This is a genomic window from Clostridium sp. MB05, from assembly GCF_046581255.1.
Classification (GTDB): domain Bacteria; phylum Bacillota; class Clostridia; order Clostridiales; family Clostridiaceae; genus Clostridium.
The window spans coordinates 1,546,120-1,571,698 of record NZ_CP174370.1 but is presented as its reverse complement, the minus strand read 5'-3'; the positions used below and the strand labels follow the sequence as shown (position 1 = coordinate 1,571,698).

Sequence of the window (25,579 nt, the reverse complement as noted above, 5' to 3'; positions counted from 1 at the left end):
GAACTACTCTTAAAAATTTATATATTTTTGAGTAGATTCCTTTTTTATTATTTATTAAGTTTTACTATTTTACTTCTGGTACTTTAGAAGCTTCACTTTTCTTTGGTGATTTATATCTTTTTTTCTCCCAACTTGCTTGCTGATCTTTTTTTGCCATTATGTTCACCTCCACTACATTATTAGTATTTATAATCTATTTTTAATTATTCCCTATTTAATTTAATAAATTATTATTGCATAAAAAAGTCGTCAAGGTGAGCTTGCCGAGCCGTCGACTTTTTTTCGCGCATGTGCATTTCCGAAGCTTGCCTGATGAAAATCTTGCACGCTCACTTTATTCTATTTTTACTCTATAGTGCTAACTTTAATAACTTATATGCTATAAATAATTTATCTATATATTTTAAAATATAATTTCCTATAGAGTAAAAAAATAAAGATATTATGTATAAAATTATATTTTTAATTTTAATAACATAATATCTTTAAACAATATATTTAATATTTAATATTTAATTTTTATTCTTCATCATATACTTCTAAATACTTAGTCTTTACACCATCTTTTTCCCAACCAAGTATAGAATCTAAATTAACATTTTCTGCTGCTTTAAATATTGATTTTTCTACACCATCAAAATTTTTCTTAAGCTCTTTTATTAACTCCTTTATTTCATATCTCTTATTACCTATCTTTTCTGCTGCAACCATACATGCACAATTTAAAGGCCAGATTCCTGCATTGTTTGTAAATCTTTTTATATAATCCTCTTCCACATAGTAAAGAGGTCTTATTAACTCCATTTCTTCAAAATTAGCTGCTTTGAATTTAGGAAGCATAGTTTTGAAATTTCCTGCATATAGCACATTTAATAACGTAGTTTCTATTACATCATTATAATGATGCCCTAAAGCTAATTTATTACATCCAAGTTCTCTTGCTTTGCTATAGAGAGACCCTCTTCTCATTCTTGCACAAAGATAACATGGATAATCTCTTGCCATTTTATCTACAACTTCAAAAACTTTTCCTTCATAAATATGTACTGGTATTCCCAAATGATTACAATTTTCTATAAGTAATTCTTTTATTTGTGGATGATACCCAGGATCCATGGCTATAAACTCTAGTTCAAAGTTCATTTGACCATGCTTTTTAAGTTCTTGGAAACATTTCGCCATTAATAGAGAATCTTTTCCTCCTGATATAGCTACAGCAATTTTATCTCCTTCTTCTACAAGGTTATAATCCTTAACCGCTCTTACAAATTTAGTCCAAATATGTTTTCTATATTTTTTAACAAGGCTACGCTCTATTTCTTCCAAAGGCTTTTTCTCTTCAGTGGGAATAAGTCTCTCGCAGCCTTTTCCTGATATGCTACTCATTATATCACCTCATTTAATAATCTTTTTCAATTATATCACTTTTTAATATTATTGTCTTTATAGATATTACTTCCATAAATATATCTTTAACCTATTAACTATATAAAAATAATATTTTTCTCAATATCACATATATTTATAAAATCATATAACATGTACAACTTTGATCTTATTTAAACTTTTTCTTGTAAATAGTATTATATCTCACTTTGATTATAATAAATTCTTTACTTTTCTCTTTTAATAACTTGTGGAAACTTAAAAACATTATATGGATCATACTTTATTTTTATCTTTCTCAAAGAATTCATATGCTCCCCATAATATTCTTTCTCATAGTTTTCTAATTCAGCTAAAGGAAAATTAACGAAAGACCCTACTGTTAATTCTTTCACTGTATTAAACTTTGTTCTAACCCATTCTTTATTTTCTTCTTCATATATATCATTTTCCCAAACAGATTGTAATCCCATTATAAATTTGGCATCTCTATAATAAAAAGCTGTATCTAATTTGTTAACATCAGAAATCGCCCCACCTGCACCATAAAAAGATACTGCTGAATATACAGCTCCTTCTGCTGGATTATCTACTAATTCTATAATCGCTTTTATTTCATTAGCACTATAATCCTTATAAACAAATCTTCCAGTAGATTTATATTTTTCGTAGTCCGGATGACTATCTTGAATCCATCTATTACATTCTAAAACAGTCATATACTTTAAATCAAATTCTACATTATCAACTATTTCTTTTAAAGACTTCAATATATTCAAAGCTTCTTTATCATTTCCATAAAATAACCCAGTAATCTTAACGCCTCTTCCTTTTACTGCTGAATTATATATAGCAGTTTTTAGATTAATTCTTCTATCTAAACTTTTATACAAATGTTGCAAAACTTCAACAACTTTAATATTATCTTTATTACTTATATTTGGGTAGTTTATATTAATTAATGTTCCCATTTTTATTTTTTCTTTTAATTGTAGTGTCATAGAAGTTATTATTCCAAAATTTCCTCCGCCACTTCCTTTACAAGCCCAAAACAAGTCACTATTTAAATTTTCATTTAATAATAATTTCTTACCTTCGTAATTTATAAGTTCAGCTTCTATTAAACTATCGCAGGCTAATCCTAAAAATCTACTAGAGTATCCCCATCCCCCTCCTAGTATTAAACCAGGAACTCCAACAGTAGGACATCCACCTCCCGGAAATGCATAACCTCTACTTCCTAAAGCTTCATATATCTCTCTATTTCGAACTCCGCCTCCTATTTTTACAATCTCTTCTTTTTCATCTATATAAATTTTATTAATTCTGCTTATATCTATAACTGCAACATCATTGCCCGTTGAATATCCTTCGTAACTATGAGTTCCAGATCTTACTTTTATTTCTATAGAATTATTCTTTGCCCATACTATTGAATTGACAACATCATCTTCATTATGGCAATAAATAACTACTAATGGATATTTTTTTATAGCTCTATTCCAAGAAATTATACTTTCTTCATATCTAGAACTACCTTTTTTAATTACTTCGCCAGTTAATCCTGAATAGTCAATTTCCCTCATTCAATCACCTTCTGAAAATTATTTTTATATATTAGATGATATCATATCATATCCTAAAATCAACAAAAAAACATCTTTAATTTAGTCTTTATTTATTTGTAAATTTATCTTTTAAATATTAAATGCAATTTTCATCACATTTTTACTTTTTTTTACATAGTTTGTTACTATATATAATAAATGAAAGGATGTTTATTTGTGTGTTCTAATACAGATACCAATTGTGAAAAATGTAACTCTTGCATAGAAGATCCTAGCAAACTTTATTGTAATATAGCTTGTAATGACACTAGCAAAAATTGTCGCGAATCCCATAAAGTTTTTCTCCCACCTGTATATGCTAGAGCATTTGTTAAACTTCAACCTTATGAAAACTTATTCGATATTGAAAATGCTTTTGAAGCTGGCACAGTATTTAAAGACTTATATAGTCCATATTGTGATGTAAAATACATTAAGGGGGTAACAAAAAAATGAAACATCATGAGTATTTAGAAAAAATACAAAAACTACAATTCTTTGCTCTTGATTTAAATTTATATTTAGACAACTTCCCTACTTGTGAAAAAGCAAAGCATGATTACGAAGTAATTTCTTGTGAACTTAAGAAGACTATTTGGGATTATGAAAAAGAGCATGGTCCATTAACAAATTTTGGTTCTGCATACTTTCAAAACCCTGAAGCATGGGTTAATAGTCCATGGCCTTGGGAAAATATGCACGGAGGTAAAAATTAATGTGGTATTATGTTAAAACTTTACAACACCCAGTTAACTTAAAATCTACAGATTTAAAAATGGCTAGAACTCTCATTACTCAATATGGTGGTCCTGATGGGGAGCTTGGAGCTGCTCTTAGATATTTAAATCAAAGATATACAATGCCAACAAATAAATCTAAAGCTCTTTTGACTGATATTGGAACGGAGGAAATGGCTCACGTAGAGATTCTAGGCACAATGGTTTATCAAATTATGGAAAATGCTTCTATAGATCAAATTAAGGCTGCTGGCTTAGATGGCCATTATGCAGACCATGGTAAAGCTCTTTTCTATACAGATGCTACTGGAAACCCTTGGACAGCTACTTATATACAAGCTAAAGGTGATGTAATTGCCGATTTACATGAAGATATGAATGCTGAACAAAAAGCTAGGGCAACTTATGAATGGTTGATTAACTTAACTGATGATGCTGAAATAAAGAAAATATTAGGCTTCTTAAGAGAAAGAGAAGTTGTACACTATCAAAGATTTGGTGAAGCTTTAATGGATGTCCAAGATAATGCTAAACCTTCAGATTTTTGTAAATAGTACAAATTAGGGCTACTTTAATAAAAAGTAGCCCTAAAAAACAGCTTTAATTTCAATTTAATTTTTGTAAACTCAGGTTGAATTATAAATATAAAAAACATATTTTTCACAAATTTTAGTATAGCTCAAAGAGTATACAGATTTAAAAATCTGCCTACTTTTGGGGAATTATCTAATATATCATTTTTAATATGACTATATTATGTCTTTATAACTATCTCTTTCTTTTTACCATAAATGCACCTACTAAAGAAGTTATTGTTCCAAATAGTCCTAATGCTATTGGTGAATTACCACCTGTATTAGGTAAGCTATTAACACTATCCTTTCTGCTATCATTACCATCTTCGTTGTTATTATTGCCATTGCCGTTTCCATTACCATTGTTGTTTTCATTGCTAACATTATCCTTTTTTAATTTTAATTCATCAATTGCTTTACTTAATGTTTTTATAGCTTCATCAACTTCTTCTTGAGTTGCATCTCCTTTAGATAAAATACTCTTTGCATCATTTAATGTAGTTGTAAGGTTTTTCCAACTTTCCGTTGTATAATCTTCTTCTTTTAAACCTTCTGCTATTGCTATTGATTTCTTTAATTCTGCTTTATTTACTTCTACTGGCTTCTCACCATCTACTTTTTCTAAATCTTCAATTGCCTTTTCTAATGAAGATTTTATGCTATTTACCTCTTCTTGTCCTGCATCTTCCTTAGATAATATTGCTTTTGCTTCTGCTAATTTATCAGTAAAGTTTTTCCAACTTTCTGCTGTATAATCTTCTTCTTTTAATGATTCTGACTCAGCTATTAATTTATTTAATTCTCCCTTATCAACTTCTACTGGCTTTTCATTCTCATTAATTTCTAATAATACTGGATTAAGTGATGTATTTCCAAACTCATCAAATGCTATTACTATCACAGTATAACTCTTACCATATTCTAATCCTGTCAATTCATACTTTATATTTTTCGTTACATCTAAAAGAGTTCCATTTACATATATCTTATATCCATCTACACTTCCATTATCTACTGCTTCACTCCATGTAAGAGTTGCATTTGGTATTGGATTACTACTAACTTTTAAATTCTTAACATCACTTGGTCTCTCTTTATCTAATATAAATTTAGTTGTTACATTAATACTTGGAAGTGCTCCTTCTATGCCGTTCTTATTTATTGCCTTTACCTTAAATGTATAAGTTACTCCTGGAGCTAAATCACTTACCCTATAATATAAGCTTGTTGTATTAGTCAATAATATTTCTTCTCCTGTTAAATTATCAACTCTATAAACATTATAACTTGCTGCATCAGGAACTAATGTCCACCTTAGCATTAATGTAGATGATTCAATCCCTATAGCTTCAACCCTTGCATCACCTACATCTGGAGGCGTTGTTAAGGGTTTCTCTTTTAGGCCTAAAGCTGCTTGATTTAATGTGTTTGTTGCAATTTTAATATTTTCATCCTTTACATTATCATCATTCATTACCTTTATTGCATTAATATATGCTTCTTTAAATTGTTTCCATGTTTCTTCTGTATAATTTTTTTCTAATCTATTGCTATTATCTTCAATGCTTGTTTGTAAATTATTTTTGTTTACTATAGAGTTTGATTCAGATGAAAATACTTTAAAATAATCAAGATTTACTTGATATTTACCAGAACGTTCTTTTGAAATCAGCTTAATAGTATGTTCACCACTTGGTAAATTCTCAAAAGATTTAATTAATGCTTGTGCTTCATCATTACCTTCTAAAGAGTAATTCTTTGCTTCTCCACCATCAATTGAGATATCAAAACTTGCAAAATTAGTATGCTTGTGTACATAAATTTCAATTCCTGTTCCATTAAATGTGTATTCAATGATACTACCTAATGCTGCAGCTGTATTATCTGTTTCTGTCTTCGTTCCTTCATGATGTTTATTGGGTTCTCCTGCCCATGTTGACCAATTACCTGTCCATTTAATTGCAGGATTCTTTGTCCATCCATTATTATTTATAGCATCTTCTACAACAGTTTCAATTATTGAATCTGATATAGCAATTTTAATATCTACTGAGTTCTTTATTGATTCATCTTCTTTAGATGTAGCTGTGACACAAATAGTTCCATTGCTTGAATTTATAGTTAAAAGACCTTTCTCATCAATAGTAGCAAGATTAGTTTGATTTCCTAAAGTATCTGTTACTTTCCATGCTACTTCTTTATTTGTTGCATCTTTAGGATTAATATTAGCTAACATTTGCAATTTACTATTAGCTTTGCTTAAAGTATATATGCCTGATTGTGAAGTCACATTTATATCTTTTACCTTTGTTATTGTGTTATCTATAACCTTAAATGCATCCAATTCCACTTTTGCCTTTGTTGCACTATTATTTTTTGTTGCTGTTGCCCTAAGTGTAATTGTATGCTTCCCTTTAGGTAGGTCATAATTTGTATAAATAACCTTTTGCCTCACTGTAGAATCACTATAAGTATCTACTTCCCCTTTACTAATACCATCAATAAATATCTCATACTTACCTCTATCTCTATTAGTTACTGCAATAACCTCTATCCCTGTACCAACAAAAGTTAATTCCGCTGTTTCATTTCCAATTGGATTCTCTAAAAACTTAACTGTACCATTATAATTAACAGCTTCAGACCAGTTACCCCAATTACCAGTATAATCTACACGTGGATCTTGATCATCAATATACCCTGCCATACTTCTTAGATCCTTTACCGTTACTGCATCTGATAACTTAGTTTCCTTTCCATCAATAACTGCTGAAATCTTATATTTAAATGCACCTAGAATATCTTGAGCATTTTCATCTACGAAGGATGTATCTGAAAGCTTACTTCCAACTAATAATAAATCACCTTTATCTATTTGACGATATACATTATAAACAACATCTTTGCCCTCTACAGCATTCCATGTTAAATCAATGATTTCATTTCCAACCCTATAAGCATTTAATCCAGTTGGTGCTTCAGATTTTGAAGCTGGAATATTATAAATCGTATAAGTTTCACCTTTAGTTGTTTCAAAGGATACTTTTTCATCCTCTAAAGCTGTATATTCTACTAATTTCCCTTTAGAATCTTTAATAATTGATAAACCTATATTTTCATATTTTGCAATACATTTTCCTCCATTATTAGATATAATAGTGAACTTAGTTGCTTGTCTATCTTTCCATTCCATGCCAACTTCAAAATTGCCTCTAGCAACTAAACCAGATACATAACCATCTTTCCATACATCAGGCATGGCAGCCATTAAATTAATATAACCCATATTACTTTGCATAAGCATTTCAGATACCCCTGAAGTCATACCAAAATTTCCATCAATTTGAAATGGCGCATGATTATCCCAAAGATTTGTCAATATACCACTATTGAATAATGTACGAATTAGCTTATACGCACGGTTTCCATCTCCTGTCCTAGCCCATGTATTAATTCTTTGGCCCATTGCCCAACCAGTACTTTCATCACCACGGTCATTAAGGGAAATTATAGCTGCTTCAAGTAGTTCAGGAGTTTCTATAGAAATCAAATCACCAGGGAACAGACCTAAGAGATGAGACATATGTCTATGACCTTTTTCTCCTAAGCTTCCTAAAGTGGTTTCTTCATACCACTCTTTAATTTGGCCACTATCTCCAATTTCAATAGGTCCCTTTAGATTTTCTTTTATGGATTCCCATTGCTTAATTTTTTCTGGATTTTCGCCTACTAATTTACCAGCTGTTATAACATCATCATACATCTGCCAAATTAAAGATTGTTCATAAGTATTTCCATTAGTTCTTGGCCCATGCTCTGGAGAATATGCTGGTGAACATACTAATTTACCAGTAGCAGGGTCTTTAATTAACATTTGTTCGTATAAAACTGCTTCTTCTTTTAGCATCGGATAAATTTTTGTTTTCATAAATTCTAAATCACCAGTATACTCATAGTATTCCCAGGCATTTTGTAGAATCCAAGGCACTGCCGCTGGAGACCACCCCCAATCAAAACTCCAACCAGGAGCTGTCCACCCAAATGGAGTATTTTGTGTATGGGCCATAAATCCATTTTCTGGTTTTTCTTCAGTGCTTTTTATATTTGCATAAATTTCTGCCGTAATACGACCTGGTTCTCTTAATGAATCTATATAATCAATTAATGGTAGTGCTGTTTCTGCCATATTAGTAGAATAAACTGGCCAATAATTCATTTGTAGGTTAACATTCATGTGATAATCGCTATGCCACGGAGAATTATTTGCTCCAGTCCATATACCCTGTAAATTAGATGGCAATGACCCATCACGTGAAGAAGCTATAGTTAAATATCTTCCATATTGAAACAACATAACCTCAAGATCTCTTTGCTCAGATTCTGGTGCAGTACCATTATTGTAATTTCTTAAAAGCTGATCAGTAGGAATACTTGATGGCGTTTGCCCTAAATTTAAATCAACTCTAGAAAAAATCTCTTGATAATCTGATAGATGTGATTTTAATAAACCTTCATATCCTTTTTTTGTTGCATCTACAATACGCTTATTAATTTTAATTGCTAGCTCTTCATCAGTTTCTCCTGTTCTGTATTTAGGATAATCATTCTTATAATCCGTTCCCATTGCAGTTAGTATAAGAACATAATCAGCATCTTTTACATTTACTTTTCCATCAGCCAAATCAGTAATTGTACCACCTGTATTTATTACCTTAGTTTGAGAGTTAAATTTCATTTGATTATCATCTAAGTGTCCAGAAATTGTGATTAACCCATCTTTTGCAGTTCTAGTAAATGTACGACTATACCCATTATTTGTATTACGTCCTTCGCCATGGCTGTTATCTGGCTCTATTCTAACATCAAAGGATAATTTACCTTTTTCACTAGCAGAAATTTTTGTAACCATTACATTATCAGGGTAACTAATAAAATATTCTCTATTATAGTTAACATTATCATAATCATAATTTACACTTGAAATTGCAGTATATAAATCTAAATCTCGAACATAATTTTGTACATTATTAGCTTTTATATTATCTTTAAAATCTAAATACATATTACCATAGCTTAAATAATAACCATATCCTTTTGTACCAGCATCATCACTAACACCTGTTAATTTGTTACATAAACTATTAGCTGTATCAGTATCCCCTCTAGCATATGCATCTTGAATTGCCTTCATTATTGGAACATCTATCCCATTAACTTTAACAGTTCCATTAGATGCTATATTTCCCCCACTATAATCAGAGCGACTTTCACTTGGTCCACCTGACCAAAGTGTTTTTTCATTTAATTGAACTCTCTCATATTCCACACCACCAAATATACTTGCTCCCATATATCCATTACCTATTGGCAATGACCATTTTTCCCAACCATTATAACTATCCTCTGCTGGAGAATCATACCACAAGCGTAAATCATTATGATTTTTTGAAGCTGTATTATCTTGCACATTGTTTTCTAATGCAAATATGGTTTTTCCAGTTGATAATAACATCGATATAGCTAATATTGCTGATAATACCCTTTTTTTCTTTATCATTTTACTATCCCCCTAAAAATTAAGACGTCTCAAAATATAATATTTTATGCTTACATTTTGAGACGTCTATTTAATTTAATATTTTATTTATTCTATTATTATCTTTTTTTCCTTTTCATCATGAATGCACCTACTAGAGAAGTTATTGTTCCAAGTAATCCTACTGCCAATGGCGGAGTTCCTCCTGTAGCTGGTAACCCATTATTATTGTTATCATCATTATCATTACTGTTACCATTATTGTTGTTATCTTCTACTTGCTTTAAGGAACTAACTGCTTTTCTTAAATTTTCTATAGCATTATTAACTTCTTCTTGTGTTGCATCTTCCTTAGATAATATAGCCTTTGCTTCTTTTAGTACATTTGCAAAGCTTTCCCAGCTTTCCTCTGTGTAATCTTCTTTCTTTAAACCTTCAGTTCCAGTTACTAATTTCTTTAATTCTGCCTTATCAACTTCTACTGGTTTTCCATTATCTATTTCTTCTAATGCTTTTATAGATTCTTCTAATAAAGTCTTAGCATTATTTACCTCTTCTTGTGTTGCATCTTCTTTAATTAGTATAGCCTTTGCTCTTTTTAATACATTTGCAAAGTTTTCCCAACTTTCCTTTGTATAATCTTCGTCTTTTAAAGCCTCAGCTAATGTTATTGCCTTCTTTAACTCTGCCTTATCAACTTCTACTGGATTTTCATCATCTACTTCTTTTAATGCATTTTTAGCTTCTTCTAATAAAATCTTAGCATTATTCACTTCTTCTTGTGTTGCATCTTCTTTAATTAATATAGCTTTTGCTTCTTTTAATGCATTTGCAAAGTTTCCCCAGCTTTCCTTTGTATAATCTTCTTGTTTTAAATATTCTGATTTAGTTATTAAATCATTTAATTCTGCTTTATCTACAACTACAGGAGTTTCTCCTCCATTTCCAACTTTTATATTCACAGTATTTGATGTTACTGTTTCACTCTCAACTGTTACTTTTACAGCTAAATTAGTCTTACCATCCTTTAAGCCTTTTATCTTACCATTTTCAATAGAAATAACATCAGCATTTGAAGTAATATATTCTACTATAGTATTAGCATAAGATACTTCACTATTATTATCAGGAGTGCTACTATTAGTATTCCCATCAGAAGAAATTACATCATCATTTAAAGTAATATATTCTACTATAGCATCAGATAAATTAACATTGTTACCATTACTCATAAGAGCTTTTACATTAAAGTCTGCTGCTAAACCAACTGGTAATGTATTTAAGCTAGTATTTAAGTTTACATATTTTAATGTTGAATTTGCTTCTTCCTTAATTTCCTTAATATAAACATTATCTAATATAATCTCTTTATATCCTTTTCCCTTATCTAAAGAAATATAATAATCATCTTTAGCTTCAGTAGTAAATACTTTCGCTCTTTTCTTAGCATTAGTGAATTTTCCAGACTGAACATCAGTAGCAGCTAATGGAATACTTAATAATGTTCCACTTGATAATGATTTAACATTAATTGAATATCCAGGTGTAGCATCTGCAAGAGAATATAAAAATCCAAGTTCATATTTTGTGTTAGGTTTTAATTTTAAAGTTGATGAATCAGTTACAATCATTTCTCCTATTTCACCATCTTGTTGGTTACTCTTTAAAGAGAATCTACCATCAAGAACCCAGTTCATTTTTTGTCTTTCATACAAATCTTTTTCTGCTAAGTGTGTTCTATTTGAAGTTCCTCTACCTGGAGCTAAGAAGAATGGTGTAATTCCTTCATCAACATTTTCAAAATCTTCATAGAAAGCATATCCATCTTTATTAGTATGTCCAGGATGTTCCCAGATTCTAAAATCATCTACTAATACTTCAGCTGCTCCTGACTTTGCTTCTAAATAAATTCTAGCCTCTTCTACTCCTTCTGGAACTGTAAATTCTACTTCCATCCTAACAAATGTATCATTTATCCATTTAACACCTTCACCTTGTCTTGCTTGTCCTCCTTTATTAATTACATTGGTAATATTTTCATTGCCTAATTCTGCTCCTAATGTTACTTCTCTATTTCCATCATTTTTTACCCATGTAGATAGAGAATAAGTTTTTCCCGGTTCTAACCCATTTATAGTTTGACTTATTTTTCCGTCCTTAGCTCCAATAGAAACTACATCATTTCCCTTTCTTGTTGAAATATCTTCATTTATAAATGTTATATGATTTGTATCTCCATCTTTCGATTCTTTATTCCAATATTTCCAGCTTTGAGAATCAAATCCTGGATCATTTATTTTTGAAGCTTCTCCCCATGAAGCTATTCTCTCTTCTTTAACTTCTCCCTTTGTTACTATATAAGGAGTATTTTGTTTAACATTTAAATTTACTTTTCCATTAGATACATTTACAGTTTTAACCTTTGTTCTACCTAAATCAGATAATTCATAAAGCTCCACAGTTTTTAAATTTCCCCAGCTATTAGGCAGTTCCCACTCTGATGAAGTACCAATTGGATTCCAGTGATAAATCTTTTCATCTTCTTCAACAGGATTCCAAGGTAGAAATAAGGTAGTTTTTCCTTCTCCAATTGAATTAATTGTATTTTCTGGAGTAGTTGCAACTAATCTACTATCCTTATAGTAATTTATATTGCTTCCCTCTCTTACTGCTCTTAAACCTTCGTTAAAAACAACTTCATCTTCAGTCATTTTCATTATATCAAAGTGTTGCATATACTTAGTTGGCAGAACTTGATTATAGAACCTTTCTACTCCACTTACACCTTCTATTGAATGATTATTTCCCCATCCATTTGATAATAAATGTTTACTACCCTTTAATAAAGGATTTGATAAGAAACCATCCTTAGTGCTATTTCTTATAAATCTTAATATTTCACTTGTTCCACCTTTATTTGGATATGCTGGATCTGAACCCCAGTGATTCCAAATTACATGTTCTTCTAAAGGACTATGAAATTCAGTAGCTACTGGGAATCCTAAATCATTAAGCTTTTCTCCAAGCTGATGAGCATTCCATCCATTTCCAGTATAAACATCAACGTAAACCCATCCTAAATCTGGTGCATCCGCCTTAAGTTCATCTAACCTTTTAAATAGCTCTCCACTTACAACATCAGCTCTTTGATCAACATAATAAGCTTGATCTAACCATCCCCATCCAGGTGCTTTTTCATTAACAATTCCATCTGGATACTTAAATGCATCTAGTTGATATTCAGTTGCATTTACATGAACTCCTATTTTAGCATTATATTTAGCACCTTCATTTATTAAGGTATTAAAATCTTTAACACCACCTTGTCTTATTCCTATGTGTCCACCATAATCTGGAATAACATCATCGTGACCTTCCCCTTGGTAACCTTTTTCAAGTACCATTTGTCCAAACCCATCAGTATAATTGTATAACTTCTTTACAGTGTCTAAGGTTCTTAAAAATGGACTTTGAGTATATCCAATATTAAAAGCTATATATGAAAGGTTATTTTTAATATCTTCTCCGCCCATGGGAGCCTTTACATTATTTCTATATTCTATTGCTGCATCTTGCCAATCTACTTTATTATCTGCATTCATATCCTTTGTTATCATTACTTCTGTCCATAATTTATCTTCAGCACTATATAAATCAGTAGCTGAATCTAATACCTCTCTATATGTCCATGCACCTGTACCCATTCCTGTAACTTTATAACCATTTCTATTTTGAGTGTTTAAAATTATTCTGCTAGAATATTCTATTACATTATTATTCATAGTTATTGCAAATTTATCATCATTGATAAATGCATATGTTTTATTTTTTACTGATGGCTCTAAGTCTTCAACTGTACTTATTTCATCGGTTATTTGATGCCACGCTCCTGTTGATAAGGTTCCTGCTATAGCTCCACCTTCGTTACTCTTAACAGTTGCAAAACTATTGTTAGGAAAAGAAACTTTCTTTACTTTAAAATCACCAGTTTCTTTTATATCAGTTATTTCCATTCTTACTTTATTATTATTAACAGATATACTCGCAGTTAAAGTAACACCTATTTCTTCAATTGTCATAGTATAATTAGCTACGTTATTTTCTACAACACAAGCTACCTTAGGAAAATATTTTTCATTGTTTATTTCAACTTTATTATATCTATCCTCTTGTCCTATTAATGTTGAATTATCATCTTTCCATTTATAATCTATTATTCTTGGAAAAGTATTATCAAGATTAACCACTATTTTATCTGATTCTATACTTTTTACCTGAACCTCTGGTAACTCTCCATCTACTTCTGGAGTAATTTCCTCAACCTTTATGTTATCTAAAGTTACTGTTTTGTTAGCAAACCAACCTACTAACCCAACTTTACCTGGATTTTTAGGAATACTTCCTGTTGTTGCACTACCTAATATTTCATCATTTATCCATAATGTTATATTATTATCCTCAACCTTTAGCTTTAACTTATAATTTTTATTTGCTTCAATTTTTATTGTTCCCGGAAATGATCCCCAACTTTCTTTTCCATTATTGGCAGCTTTCCATACCCAAGAACCAGAATCATAGCACACTGCTCCCCAATTATTTATATCTTGCATTCTAAAGCCTAATCCAATTCTTCCACTATCACTATTAACAGCAAAATCTGTTTCATAAGTAAAATTCTTCACATTTGGAGATTTCATATCAGAGGCTATAGAAACTCCATTCATTGGTACTTTTAATGCTCCATTTTCTAATTTTACTGATAGTCCATTAGGCTTTAAAACTTGCCAATTTCCACTACTTTCTGCAGAATCAAAATTTGATTCATAATATATCTTTTCTCTTACAACTATATTAGCAGCTGCCTTAGCTACTTTTTCAGATGTCCCCTTTATCGTACCTACAAGAGTAAATTTACCAGCACTTGAATACTTACTTGGATCAATATAATCCCAAATAACAACTTCTTCTCCAGTGCTGCCATCACCATATGTTACATTAACTTTATAAGGTAACTCTGGTTTTGAATTAACTAATGTTTCTATATCTATAGGCTGTACACTTACAATATCATCTTTAATTACACTATCAAGTTCCTTAATTTTTAGATAGTCAACCTTTATATCTTTATTATCATACCATGTTCTAAATCCTAATTTACCTGCCTCTTGTGGAAAATTATCTAATGATATCATGTCATTAAATATTTCTTCTCCATTTACAGTTAATGTTAAGTTGTTTCTTTTTAGCTTTACATTCATCGTTACCCATTCATCACTTTTTATAGAGGGACCTACTATATCATCCTTCCATGCAGTTGGCGTTTCTATTAACCATCCAGTTTTAATATTATAACCTACAAATCCGTAAGTACTTGCATCCTTCCCCCTAAATATAAGCCCAAATCTTCCTGGATCTTGTCCATTTTCAGCATTTAACTTAAATTTTATTTCTGCTTCAAAATCCTTTAATTCAGGGCTTTGATCTTCAATGAAAATTAAATTATTATTACTAGTACCTCTTTTAATTTCTAAAGCTCCTTTTGCCCCTGTTACCTCATCCATAAAATCAAAATTTTCTTTAATAGAGCCATCTCCCAAAAGTCTTGTCCAAGAGTTGCTATCATGGTTACTATATTCTTGATCGTACACAAGGGAGTCATTTACCTTTTGAATGCTATCTACTTTTACAGTATCTAGATTTTCAGCTAAAACCGAAACTGGAATTTGTCCAATAGCAACTGCAGCTGCTATTATAAAAGCAATACTCTTATTAAGTGATTTTCTTCTCATAATATCCCCTCCATATATTGATTAGTGTATACATTTACATCCATATTTATATTTTAATCTATTATTAAGAAGATTAATTCAACAAAATTGGTATAAAATGTAATAATGTTGCTATCTTTTATAGTTTTAATTTGAAATAAACAACATAATTACTACTTTTAATGCAATTAAATCATGTAAATTTTTATAGTTAGACTTATAAGAAGCATGAGTAGACGGTTATTTTCTATACTCTTTAATATTAATTAATAAAAAATAAAGTAAGAGAGCTGTATATATTACAGCTCCCTTACTTTATCTTTACTATAATCTTATTAATTGAATTATTATTAAATGAGCTGGATAAAATACGTAAAACATCCACTTTGTAAAGCTATTCTTTAATCCTAATTTACCATTATATAATAATATTAATGGTAGTGAAAATATCATCATCCATTGATAATCAAAAATCATCAATTGCGCATATGCACCTTGTGCAAATAATATTGGTACTATTGGCAATATTGAGAAACCCATATACGCTAATGATAATATTCCTTTTTTATTTCTAAAGAAATAAAATATTAGTGTCATTCCAAATCCATAAATTGAAGCTTCTGTAAACATGTATGCTATACCTATAACTATTAATATAATAATTGTTGTTATATATATTTTTTTTGTATTTACAGCTTTTCCATATTCCAATATTAATAAAATTAAAATAGATAATGTTAAAGATAAAAATATATTATTATCTATTCCTAGTATATTATCAATTCCAATCATAATTAAACCAAATAAAAACAATCTTCCAAGATACTTCATTCTACTTTTAGTATAAAAAAATCCTTCTACTATTAAGAAGAAGAATATAGGTGCTGAAAGCTTTCCTAAATATCCAAACCAAATTGGTATATCATATATTCCATTTAAATAAGTATATATATGATCCATTAACATAGTAATAATTGCTATAACCTTTAATGTAAAGGAATTAAGTATTTTCATTAATTCTATCCTCCATAACTTTATAAAACAATTTTATCTTTTATTCTAATTTGCATCTATCGCTTTACCTTTCATTAAGGTTACATTATTGTAAGAAAGTAAAATGCCACTAAGTTCTGTATTAGTGGCATTTTGCTTTCTTAATTTAAATATTAAATTTCTTTTTATTACCTTGAACAAAAGCAGTAATATCTTCTATATCATCTTCTGTAAGTTCTTTTTCCCTCTTATTTAAAACTAATTTTTTAGCTTTTTCTAAGTTAGTTTCATCACCTACTATATCTCCAATTTCCTTTATACTATATACAAAGTCCATAAATTCAGAATTTGTATATTTAGGATGATGTGCTGGAATATAAAAATTTGAGTTATAGAAAATTAACCTTTCTAATAATGGATAAAGTTTTTCTTTAGTATAACTATATAGTCCATTATACATATCTAGATACATAGCATCTCCCATGAAAGTAACTCCTTCTTCAACTACAGTTACTAAGGAACAATCATTTGAATGATCAGCGTCTATCCTTTCTATTTTTACAGTAACATTACCTAAATCAATTAATATTTCTCTATCATATAGAATATCTGCTTTTGGTATATTTATTTTTCTGTCATTATTCGGATGTTCAATTTTTATATTTTCTTCACAAAATTCAATTTCTTCTCCATTTTTTACTCTTTCTCTAATTGCTTCATCGCTCCAACTTAAATTTCTCATCCATTCTATTTTCTCATTTGATTTATTATTAAATACATTTATTAAATTCATAGTTTCAATTCCAAAAACATGATCCCAATGCCAATGTGTAAGAACTAAATACTTAAGCTCTGTAATATTTAGTTTTCTTATGTAAGATAAAAATTCTTCTGCATGTGCTTTTGAATTTCCACCATCTATTATTAAAGAATATTTATCTCCTATAACCACTCCTAAAACTGGCCTATCTCCCTCGTGTACACAATCCATATAGTAAACCCTTTTTGTTAGTTTATTAAACATATTAGTTGCCTCTTCCTACATTAATTATTTATTGTATTTTCTTTATGACCGCATTCCGGGCACTTATAATATTTCTTTCCATATTGATTATTATCATAAGCATATTCATATTCCTTCATAACTTCACCACAAATTGGGCAAATCTTTTTATTATTATCTTCCAAAACTTTTCCTCCTATAACTTACAGTTAATCTATCTAAAAATTTTATCATAAGTTTTCTTTAACATATCACATTTTATATTTTCATCATCTCCAAAAATTTCAATAATCTTTTTATCAGAAACTAGGATATAATTATTACTCTTATTATTTCTATAAACTTTAACATCTGCTGGTAAGTCAATTTTTATCTCACTATATGAAATATTATAGTCTTTAAACCAATCCATCATTTTATTAAAATTCCACTCTATAACCCAATTATAATTACTTTCAAATAGCTCATAAGATAGCTTTCTATTTTTCCCATTAGCACTATAAAATATTGTATGAGCTAAAAAACTTTTATTTTCATCAATATATATACTTTGTTCATCTATTATTTCATCATTAAAATCCTTTAAAGTTAATGCATACTGACTTAAATCTTTTTTTTCATTATTACTATTAAATAAGCTATTAATAATAAACTTATTTATAAATAAAATTGATACTATAGTAATAATAAAGTACATAATTATATTTACTTTTTTCGTATTTTTATTAGTATACTTAACAGCTAAATTAATCATTATATATATAGCTAAAAAAATAGAACTAATAACAAAAATAATTCCTAATGAAAATATTTCTCTTTTTACAATCAATAAGCTAATTATAATAAAGAAGAATACTATTGCTAAATTCATTATTAAAGATTTAAATTTTATCCATTTTAATGACTTTACTTCAACATTTTCATAACTCTCTTTAGTTATATCTCCTTTTATATACAATCTAATAAGTCTTATTAAATCAGTAATATTTATTATTAAGCATAAATATATAAAAAATATTAATAAGATCGTTGTGTTATTTGCTAAGAAGTTTAAACTATTTCCATTAAATATTGTATTGTACTGACTAATTCCTAAAATTATAAATGTAAGTAATCTAAGCAGTATTTCCTTTAATGAAGCCTTATTTATATATATAAACTTATCTAATGTACCTCCATAAATTTCTCCTGATATTTCAGGGTCTTCACTGCAAAATATTTGTACCTTTTCTATTTCACAAACAAAGTTCCATCCATAATTATTAAACTTTTTTCTATGTTCTAAGGAAATGTTACTATTCTTTCCATCTAAAAAAGTAATCCCATTAACCACATCTACATAATATTTAATTTTCATTGGATCTATTCTTTTAAACTTAAAAAACTTTCCAAAAGCACCTTCTAGTTTCCATCCCTTTAAGGCCATTTCTTCAAGATACCTCTGTAGCTTTTTATACTCATATGGCACAAAATCTATTATTAAAATTTTTATATTTCCTATTCTCATAAATTTCTCCCCTAATTTGTTATATATATTAATTTTACAGTATAGATATTCATTTTGCTAGTAATTGGAAATATTTTTCTAGCAATTTCATTTATTGCATGTTATAATTTACCAAATAATAAACGCAATAAATTATTTAGGAGGTTCTTCTATGACAAAGATACTTAATAATGAAATTGTTCTATGCTCTATAAATTCCCATAAAGAAATAAAAAATCACTCTGTAATTATAAATTTTATTTCTAATTTATTTGGGCCTGTTGGAATAATTACTAATGATTTCAAACTAATTCTTACTATCGAAAACTTATATATAGAGGCTATAAACTATGCTGCTTGGGGCGGTTTACCTGAAACTGCTTATACAGAAAAGATATCTTTAAATGATATAAAGTCTTTTGATGTAAAAAATGAAAGAAATGAAGAATTTATTTGTTTAACTACTTTTAATGGTAAAAAAATTGCTTTTATTAGAGATAATACTGAAAAAAATAATTTAGCTTCAGAAATGGCTAATTTAATATATAAAAATAAATAAATTTAGATTTTTCCACAAAAATATCCCCTATAAAATAGATACTAAAAAGTAAATCTATTTTATAGGGTTCTCTTATCCTTAAATGATACTTCATCTATCTATATTAAAAATTTTAAAATAAATATATATACTATAATTAATATAACAAATATCAATACGCCTCCTTTAACATATGGCAGCACTGATTTGCTATTTTTCATATTTTTAGGTTTTTTATCTTCAAAAATATTAACTATATCTATTTTTTCAATTATGCTTAAATATTCATTTGAAAAAGGTTTATATTGTATTGTCTCAATACCTTTAACTTTCAATTCAATTATAACTTCTTTATTCTTCAGCAGTGTAATTTAATGTCTCAAAATATCCTTCAATTAATTCATCATTATCAAAATAATCTCTTATCTCAGATAGATTTTTTTGTAAATTCTCCTCGCTTAAACTACTCATAATTATTCTCATCTCTTATTCTATATATTAGATGGTCTTTATATAAATTCTATATTTTGTTCCTTAACAATAAGTATTTTATTCAAATTATACAATTTATGGGTTATAATGGTTTTAACTAATTGTGTTAAGGGGGGATTTAATATATCTAAGCTATTTAAAAATAAACCTTTAATTATTACTTTAATTGTATTACTTTTTATTGCTACAAGTGTATTTTCATTCTTCTACTACAAAGAACATAACTCTGGCAATTTAAGTGCTAAAGAAAATATTTCTGAAATAAAAAAGCTTGATAAAGAACTTTCTGAAGAAAATTCTAATGAACTTAAAGAAAATACCTATTATTCTATTGAAAATATTTATGATATACTTCATAGAATGAGTAATAGTAAAATTGTTGCTGAAGATAATCAAATTTGGGGTCGTCTTCCAATGAATTCTAATGATATTTCTACACTAAAAAATCTTATTGAAAAAGTTGATTATAAAGATAGAGACTACATGTTAGAAGTACTTTCTAGATGGGAAAATAATGATTTCTCACAAGCCGTTGAGGAACATAATTACTTTTGGAAAAAGCTTGGTGGTACTGTTGGAAAGGCGGTTTCTATAAAGGAATAATTGTTATTTTAGTAGTTTGATTTTTAAAAGAATTTCTATATTAAAACATAAATAGTACAAGAAATTTTTTAAAACCTCTTGTACTATTTTTTATTCCTGTTTCTCATATAATTTAATAAAATTAGAAACTTCGTTAATCATTAAGAAGCTTCTTAATTTCAGTAATGTTTTTTCCTTGTCTTTTTAGTAATTTAATTTCTTCTATTCTTTCAACTGCCTTTTCTCGAGGAAATTTTCTTGCTCAAAGAGTATCATCCCTTCTTCCGTATAAAATTTAAGCGTACTATATCTAGAATTAGTACGTCTCACTAATTCGCCAATTGACACATACTCAGATTCCAATATTTTTTCCATAGAACGTTGTCTAGACATTAGCTTATACAACTCCCTTAAATAGGATACTTTCTAAGACGTACCCCATGAATAGCTACTCTTCCTTGAATAGCTTCTGGAATGGCTTCATATATAATATTATCAATTTTAATAAGTGGAACCTTTCCCTCACGAATTACAGTATATGAATGACCATTGGATTCTAATCGTGCTTTTACCGCATCTAACCTTTGCTTAGAATTTGGAAACCATTCCTCTGTATCAATAAAAATTGATTGTGAACGCTCAATTACTGGAAATATAAAATTTATCCCTGTACCAGTAGGCGTTTTTATAGCATTTTTCTTCATATTCAAAAATTCTTTTACAGCCATTTCAATACCATGGTATATATGCACATCATATAACGTTTTTGCTATAGGAGTGGTTAATGATAATTCATTTATTCTCTTAGCTACTATTTCTAACTCACTCTTTGAAAATATATCTTGTAAACATGCACTTTCACGAAGAAGCCACAACATAAAAATAGTTTCATCTGCTACTGGCTCCTCTTCTAAAAATTCTGCACAAATGGTCTCTGTAACATTTGTATATTTTTGCATATTACTTCTATATTCTTTTATAGAAACGCCCGCACTTTCATAAAATAAGTCACAACATAAAATATTGGGGATTTCTTCAAGTAAATCAATCCCTTTTAAAGAATCTGCTATAGTATGCTCAAGATTTTTTAAATAACTGCTTGATAAGTTAGAAGACTTTGTTAACCACCAATTTAAGTTTCCTTCCAAACTATCTTTTTTATTAAATAGAGGCTTAAAAATCGCTTCTTGATATAAAGTTATATTAGGATCATCTATTAAAGATTTCTGTAAAACTAACTTATCCTCTACTTGTGTGAAATATCCCTCTAAATAAGTCTCTAATATAACTGCTGCTGCAATACAGTGAAGAGATATTTTCTTTACTGTATTCATATGAAGACTATCTTGAGAATTTAACGCAATAATAGAAAAACTTTGTGCTAATTTTAATTCTTTCATAAATATTCTCCCTTTTAATCCTAATTATTTTTCTTAATATAATCAACTATATATAATTTTACTTACTACTTACGATTCAATCATACTACTATCATACTTATTTGTGAATAGATTCCAAAACCATTCAAGCATTTTTTAGAAAAATCACTTAATTATGGGGAAAATAAACTGTTACATGGTTATTTCATAAGCAATGATCATTTACATGTGTTAAAATTCAATATATAAGATTAAATTTTTAATAATAAGAGAGGTATTAAAATGGGAGTAAGGGAAAGAATGCAAAATGGTCAAATTTATACAGATTTATGTGAAGGTTTACCAGAAGAACGCCTTCATGGAAAAGAACTAGTTTATGATTTTAATCACACTCGTCCAAGTGAGGAAGAAAAAAAAAGTGAAATACTAAAAAAACTATTTGGTCATCTTGGCAAAAATATATTTATTGAACCTCCACTACATGTTGCTTACGGTAGTCGTATACATATTGGAGATAACTTTTATGCTAATTTTAATCTTGTGTTAGTTGATGACATAGATATATTTATCGGCAATAATGTTATGTTTGCTCCAAATGTTACAATATCCGTAACTGGTCACCCTGTACATCCTGATTTAAGAAAAAATGGAGATCAATTTTCTTTTCCTGTTACAATTGAAGACAATGTTTGGATAGGAAGCAATGTAGTTATTTTACCTGGAGTAACCATCGGTAAAAATTCTGTAATAGGAGCAGGTAGCATTGTTACAAAGGATATTCCTGAAAATGTAGTGGCTGTAGGAAACCCCTGCAAAGTTTTAAGACCTATTACCGATAGAGATAAAGAGTATTATTATAAAGATTTAAAAATAGATAGTTTTTAAATAAGGCTGTGCTAGAGAAAAATGTTGATATGACAGTTACTTCATCACTAATTTAAGAATTTCTCATATGTGATTACGCAACTATCATATCAACGAAAATATCTAACAGAGCCTTAGATATTAATATAAAAGTCTTTAGATTTTTCAATATTAATTACAGATAATTAAGTATTAAACTATTAAACTTCATTTTTATCTTCCTTCATTTTTATCTTCCTTCATTTTTATCTTCCTTCATTTTTATCTTCCTTCATTACTTTTCTTATTTTCACTTCTGCGAAAGCTGGATAAAAACCTGATTTTAATGCAACCTTTTGTGAAATTATATGAGATTCAACAGTTCCATAAAAGGGTACCTTTCCTCTTCTTAATATTTCATTTTTCAAAGCTTGTACGATAGTACTAGCAACTCCTCTTCCCTTTGCCTCTGGTAAAACATTAACTCCAATTTGCCACATAATTTTAGAATCTTCACTAGCTCCAGCCATACCTAAAATTTTGCCCTCATCATCTACTGCAGCAACTGCTAATACATCTGGATAATTGCTATTAAAGGCAAAGGCTTCATCAAATCTATCATCACCTTTAAATTGATATATTTCATCTTTTTCATACCATTTTAAATTAAAATCTATATTACCTATGAAAGATTCATCCTTTGGTAAATAGTAATGATGTGTATTTTCTATTTCATAACCAAATTCATTTAACTTTTCATCTATTCTTCTTAGAACTGAGTATAAAAACATCCATTCTCCTGGAAATCTAGATAATTTTTCAATGCACCAATCCTTAATGCATTTATCTGAAGATATTACTACCTTTCCATTAAATACAAGTATCTTTACTATTCCTTCTTCATCACTGTATTTCCTACTTCCATCTATTATCTTCTTATCTGTAATTAAATTATTTTGATTATTAAAGTCTTCAATGCTACAATTATAATCTTTCGCTAACTGTTCTTTTACCTTAAATAAAATCTCTTCCTTCATAAATTTCAATTCCTCACTAATCATTCTTTTACCCATTATAGCATCTAAGTTAATGAAACACTATAATTCAATTATTTTGTATATTAGGAATATTTTTATTCTACTACTAATAGTTATTAAGGATAATTTTCAATTATATTTCTTGTAATAAATTTTTATTAATATTTTTTAAAAATTATAGCTTTCTGCATATTTAAATAAATAGAGATATCTTTTATATAATAAATCTCTTAAACCAAGTAAAATCAACAGTTTACAAAGGAGCTAACGTTTCGTGAGCCCCTTTGAATTCTTAGTTTTTAGGCATAAAAATAGTACAAGATTCTTAACTTCTTGTACTATTTTTCATAATCTTCTTAAAATTTCTTATATATTAGCTTCAAATACTTGTCCATATGCTCTTGTATCTTTATATATCTCATCTTTTAATGCATTGAATTTGTTTTTACGTATTTTACTAAATTGATAAACTACTAATGCAATATTAGATAGTAAAGATATTAAACTAACAACAAAGAAAGCTGTTGAGTTATGAGTAGTAGATACTGGTGCTATACGATCAGCAAATTGCGGTACAGTCATTATAAACATAGTCCATAACCCTAGTGTGTGCGCACGATGTTGTAGCCACGCTCCTCTTTTTATAAAGAAAGCTGGAATTGTGCATGAAAGTAATAATATTACTCCACAATAGAATGAATGGTCTGCTATACAGTTGTAAGTATATGCAAAATTCCATAAATCGTAAGCTATAATCCAAGGCCAAATCATGTCAGGCCAAATCATATCTTTTGTTTCACTTTTAGAAATAAATATGCCTGTCCAACCACAAATTGCTATAATATTAAGCAACCCTGCTATACCATTCATAATATTCCAAGGTCCTGACATTACCCAAAGGTTATTTATAGTTTCACCATTCCATGCTCCATATGAAAAACATTGAAAATCACGAATAGATGCTTCTAAAATATTAACTGCTAGTATAATTGCTGGTAAAGCTAATGCCCACTTCTTTTTAGAAAGTTTGGAACTATAGCGAAGTGCCATAAACCAAACACATCCTGCTAATGCTGAATAAGTTTTTACCCAGTTAAACCAATTTCCTGTACCATATTCATTCCCAGGTGCTGCAGTTGTTGGCCAAACAAATATTGTTAGAAGTATCGGTGTAACTACAAATAATGCTATACCCCCCCACTTTGTTGAACGACCAAATTCATTGAAAGCCATTAAAGCAAATAAAACAAAGAAAAAAATGGCCCAACCGCTAAATCCAATTGATTCATATAAAATGCCCATAATATATAATTCCCCCTAATAAATAAATTTTGTTATAATTCTATAGACATTACTAATTATTCCCTCAATAAGTATATTCCCATTGGTTAATTTATGTCAAATTACCATAAATTAGACTAGTTAGTTTAACTTTCATTTTTATTAACTTACTTCAATTTTCTACATATTTATACCATTGTTGTAAACGATGACTTAAAAATAAAATTTAAAGTAACCTAATATTATTGTTTATTTGTAGCTTTAAAATTTCTATTTAATATGTTATTTCTACGACTATTTCTTTCTGATTCTATAGAACACTTCTTACATCCTCAC

General features: G+C 28.8%; 18 protein-coding genes. 6 read left to right on the top strand and 12 right to left on the bottom strand.

From position 1 onward, the window contains the following. Positions 1-519: 519 nt before the first annotated feature. Together ACH36K_RS07275 and ACH36K_RS07270 are read right to left on the bottom strand one after the other, a co-directional pair. Entirely contained in the window at positions 520-1,386 is an 867-nt protein-coding gene (locus ACH36K_RS07275; protein WP_411170275.1) for a tRNA 2-thiocytidine biosynthesis TtcA family protein, read from the bottom strand. A gap of 227 nt (positions 1,387-1,613) precedes the next feature. After that, positions 1,614-2,972, bottom strand: coding sequence for an FAD-binding protein (locus ACH36K_RS07270; protein ID WP_411170274.1), 1,359 nt, complete (start codon positions 2,970-2,972; stop codon positions 1,614-1,616). A 180-nt stretch (positions 2,973-3,152) separates the two neighbouring features. Here ACH36K_RS07270 and ACH36K_RS07265 point away from each other — a divergent pair, with 180 nt between their 5' ends. Genes ACH36K_RS07265 through ACH36K_RS07255 form a run of 3 tightly spaced genes read left to right on the top strand, consistent with a single transcriptional unit; the run spans position 3,153 to position 4,284 of the window. Next, entirely contained in the window at positions 3,153-3,449 is a 297-nt protein-coding gene (locus ACH36K_RS07265) for a spore coat associated protein CotJA (protein ID WP_411170273.1), read from the top strand. Next, on the top strand, positions 3,446-3,709 hold the full coding sequence (locus ACH36K_RS07260; RefSeq protein WP_411170272.1) for a spore coat protein CotJB: 264 nt from the start codon (positions 3,446-3,448) through the stop codon (positions 3,707-3,709). Before ACH36K_RS07265 ends, ACH36K_RS07260 begins: the two co-directional genes overlap by 4 nt. Next, the gene (locus ACH36K_RS07255) at positions 3,709-4,284 is read left to right on the top strand and encodes a manganese catalase family protein (protein WP_411170271.1); all 576 of its coding nucleotides are present in this window, start codon (positions 3,709-3,711) and stop codon (positions 4,282-4,284) included. Before ACH36K_RS07260 ends, ACH36K_RS07255 begins: the two co-directional genes overlap by 1 nt. Before the next feature lie 214 nt (positions 4,285-4,498). Here ACH36K_RS07255 and ACH36K_RS07250 read toward each other — a convergent pair whose 3' ends face one another. The 6 genes from ACH36K_RS07250 to ACH36K_RS07225 all read right to left on the bottom strand — a co-directional run bounded on the left by ACH36K_RS07250 (position 4,499) and on the right by ACH36K_RS07225 (position 19,112). After that, positions 4,499-9,862, bottom strand: a complete 5,364-nt coding sequence (locus tag ACH36K_RS07250; RefSeq protein WP_411170270.1) for a glycosyl hydrolase family 95 catalytic domain-containing protein — start codon at positions 9,860-9,862, stop codon at positions 4,499-4,501. 98 nt (positions 9,863-9,960) lie between these two features. Then, entirely contained in the window at positions 9,961-15,630 is a 5,670-nt protein-coding gene (locus ACH36K_RS07245; protein ID WP_411170269.1) for an endo-alpha-N-acetylgalactosaminidase family protein, read from the bottom strand. Positions 15,631-15,933: 303 nt separating this feature from the next. Then, a complete protein-coding gene (locus ACH36K_RS07240; protein WP_411170268.1) occupies positions 15,934-16,623 on the bottom strand; it encodes a TraX family protein in 690 nt (229 codons plus the stop codon). Between the two features lie 145 nt (positions 16,624-16,768). Further along, positions 16,769-17,626 carry an MBL fold metallo-hydrolase gene (locus tag ACH36K_RS07235; RefSeq protein ID WP_411170267.1) on the bottom strand — a complete coding sequence of 286 codons (858 nt, stop codon included), beginning with the start codon at positions 17,624-17,626 and terminating at the stop codon, positions 16,769-16,771. A 20-nt stretch (positions 17,627-17,646) separates the two neighbouring features. Further along, complete coding sequence (locus ACH36K_RS07230; RefSeq protein WP_411170266.1) at positions 17,647-17,790, bottom strand: hypothetical protein; 144 nt, start codon at positions 17,788-17,790, stop codon at positions 17,647-17,649. Between the two features lie 29 nt (positions 17,791-17,819). Beyond that, on the bottom strand, positions 17,820-19,112 hold the full coding sequence (locus tag ACH36K_RS07225; RefSeq protein WP_411170265.1) for a DUF2812 domain-containing protein: 1,293 nt from the start codon (positions 19,110-19,112) through the stop codon (positions 17,820-17,822). Between the two features lie 151 nt (positions 19,113-19,263). Here ACH36K_RS07225 and ACH36K_RS07220 point away from each other — a divergent pair, with 151 nt between their 5' ends. Then, entirely contained in the window at positions 19,264-19,650 is a 387-nt protein-coding gene (locus ACH36K_RS07220) for a hypothetical protein (protein WP_411170264.1), read from the top strand. A 98-nt stretch (positions 19,651-19,748) separates the two neighbouring features. Here ACH36K_RS07220 and ACH36K_RS07215 read toward each other — a convergent pair whose 3' ends face one another. After that, the gene (locus ACH36K_RS07215; RefSeq protein ID WP_411170263.1) at positions 19,749-19,964 is read right to left on the bottom strand and encodes a hypothetical protein; all 216 of its coding nucleotides are present in this window, start codon (positions 19,962-19,964) and stop codon (positions 19,749-19,751) included. Positions 19,965-20,208: 244 nt separating this feature from the next. Here ACH36K_RS07215 and ACH36K_RS07210 point away from each other — a divergent pair, with 244 nt between their 5' ends. Beyond that, positions 20,209-20,724 carry a DUF6241 domain-containing protein gene (locus ACH36K_RS07210; protein ID WP_411170262.1) on the top strand — a complete coding sequence of 172 codons (516 nt, stop codon included), beginning with the start codon at positions 20,209-20,211 and terminating at the stop codon, positions 20,722-20,724. 389 nt (positions 20,725-21,113) lie between these two features. Here ACH36K_RS07210 and ACH36K_RS07205 read toward each other — a convergent pair whose 3' ends face one another. After that, on the bottom strand, positions 21,114-22,103 hold the full coding sequence (locus ACH36K_RS07205) for a hypothetical protein (RefSeq protein WP_411170261.1): 990 nt from the start codon (positions 22,101-22,103) through the stop codon (positions 21,114-21,116). Positions 22,104-22,364: 261 nt separating this feature from the next. Between ACH36K_RS07205 and ACH36K_RS07200 the strand changes: the two genes are divergently transcribed. Next, the gene (locus ACH36K_RS07200; RefSeq protein ID WP_411170260.1) at positions 22,365-22,967 is read left to right on the top strand and encodes a maltose acetyltransferase domain-containing protein; all 603 of its coding nucleotides are present in this window, start codon (positions 22,365-22,367) and stop codon (positions 22,965-22,967) included. A 224-nt stretch (positions 22,968-23,191) separates the two neighbouring features. Here the strand turns inward: ACH36K_RS07200 and ACH36K_RS07195 are convergent, their stop codons facing one another. Then, a complete protein-coding gene (locus ACH36K_RS07195; protein ID WP_411170668.1) occupies positions 23,192-23,962 on the bottom strand; it encodes a GNAT family N-acetyltransferase in 771 nt (256 codons plus the stop codon). Between the two features lie 366 nt (positions 23,963-24,328). Further along, positions 24,329-25,264 carry a DUF5692 family protein gene (locus ACH36K_RS07190; protein ID WP_411170259.1) on the bottom strand — a complete coding sequence of 312 codons (936 nt, stop codon included), beginning with the start codon at positions 25,262-25,264 and terminating at the stop codon, positions 24,329-24,331. Between the last annotated feature and the right edge of the window lie 315 nt (positions 25,265-25,579).

Coding starts and splice junctions, on each gene's coding strand:
- ACH36K_RS07210 (WP_411170262.1), top strand. CDS start 20,209: ATGGTTTTAACTAATTGTGTTAAGGGGGGATTTAATATATCTAAGCTA.
- ACH36K_RS07195 (WP_411170668.1), bottom strand. CDS start 23,962: ATGAAGGAAGAGATTTTATTTAAGGTAAAAGAACAGTTAGCGAAAGAT.
- ACH36K_RS07270 (WP_411170274.1), bottom strand. CDS start 2,972: ATGAGGGAAATTGACTATTCAGGATTAACTGGCGAAGTAATTAAAAAA.
- ACH36K_RS07275 (WP_411170275.1), bottom strand. CDS start 1,386: ATGAGTAGCATATCAGGAAAAGGCTGCGAGAGACTTATTCCCACTGAA.
- ACH36K_RS07255 (WP_411170271.1), top strand. CDS start 3,709: ATGTGGTATTATGTTAAAACTTTACAACACCCAGTTAACTTAAAATCT.
- ACH36K_RS07250 (WP_411170270.1), bottom strand. CDS start 9,862: ATGATAAAGAAAAAAAGGGTATTATCAGCAATATTAGCTATATCGATG.
- ACH36K_RS07220 (WP_411170264.1), top strand. CDS start 19,264: ATGACAAAGATACTTAATAATGAAATTGTTCTATGCTCTATAAATTCC.
- ACH36K_RS07190 (WP_411170259.1), bottom strand. CDS start 25,264: ATGGGCATTTTATATGAATCAATTGGATTTAGCGGTTGGGCCATTTTT.
- ACH36K_RS07235 (WP_411170267.1), bottom strand. CDS start 17,626: ATGTTTAATAAACTAACAAAAAGGGTTTACTATATGGATTGTGTACAC.
- ACH36K_RS07205 (WP_411170261.1), bottom strand. CDS start 22,103: ATGAAAGAATTAAAATTAGCACAAAGTTTTTCTATTATTGCGTTAAAT.
- ACH36K_RS07200 (WP_411170260.1), top strand. CDS start 22,365: ATGGGAGTAAGGGAAAGAATGCAAAATGGTCAAATTTATACAGATTTA.
- ACH36K_RS07265 (WP_411170273.1), top strand. CDS start 3,153: ATGAAAGGATGTTTATTTGTGTGTTCTAATACAGATACCAATTGTGAA.
- ACH36K_RS07240 (WP_411170268.1), bottom strand. CDS start 16,623: ATGAAAATACTTAATTCCTTTACATTAAAGGTTATAGCAATTATTACT.
- ACH36K_RS07245 (WP_411170269.1), bottom strand. CDS start 15,630: ATGAGAAGAAAATCACTTAATAAGAGTATTGCTTTTATAATAGCAGCT.
- ACH36K_RS07260 (WP_411170272.1), top strand. CDS start 3,446: ATGAAACATCATGAGTATTTAGAAAAAATACAAAAACTACAATTCTTT.
- ACH36K_RS07225 (WP_411170265.1), bottom strand. CDS start 19,112: ATGAGAATAGGAAATATAAAAATTTTAATAATAGATTTTGTGCCATAT.